At 47.8% G+C, this 797-nt stretch carries 1 protein-coding gene; it reads left to right on the top strand.

Going from position 1 to position 797, the window contains the following annotated elements:
• Positions 1 to 797, top strand: a 797-nt coding sequence (locus KVT36_RS31515) for an AMP-binding protein (protein WP_217607396.1), incomplete at both ends; no start/stop codon positions are given.

The following is a 797-nucleotide window of genomic DNA, read 5'->3' as shown; positions in this document are numbered from 1 at the left end:
CTGCGGCAGTTACGTCAGATCACCCTGGAAGCATATGACCACCAGGATGCGCCTTTTGAAAAAGTAGTGGAGGCAGTGGTAAGAGACCGTGATCTGAGCCGCCATCCGCTGTTCCAGGTGATGTTTATGTTGCAGAACAATGAATCTGCAGGTATAACGGAACATATGCTAGGCGAAGGATTATCGCTGCATGCGGAACCTGTTGAAGGCAACAGTACAAAGTTTGATCTGAGCGTTGCGCTCAGTGCATCTTCAGCCGGGCTTAATATAGATATTACCTATAGCACTGACCTGTTTGAAGCCGGAACGGTTAGCCGGATGCTATCGCACTACGAACAATTATTGCAGGCAGTAGTAAGCAATCCTGCATCAGCAATTGAAAAACTGGAAATACTTGGAGTAGTAGAAAAACAACTACTGCTGCAAGGCTTCAATGATACAGAAATCGCGTATGCAACAGAAAAGACATTAGTTGATGTTTTTGAGGCGCAGGTTGCCCGTACTCCGGAGCAGGTAGCCATTGTATCCGGTGAGCGTATCCTCACTTACCGGGAGCTGGATGAATATGCCAACCGGCTATCACACTACCTGCAAACAAAATATAGTGTAGGGCCTGAAGTGCTGGTAGGTATTTCCCAGGAACGCAGTGAGTGGCAGGTGATCAGTATACTTGGGATCATGAAGGCCGGTGCGGCATATGTGCCGGTAGATCCTTCTTATCCGCAGGAACGTATCCGTTATATTTTATCAGACAGTGATCTGCGTGTGTTGCTGGATGAGGCAGCGCTGTCACAATT

Source organism: Chitinophaga sp. GbtcB8 (assembly GCF_019091455.1).
Taxonomy (GTDB): domain Bacteria; phylum Bacteroidota; class Bacteroidia; order Chitinophagales; family Chitinophagaceae; genus Chitinophaga.
This window is presented reverse-complemented; position numbering and strand designations above follow the sequence as displayed.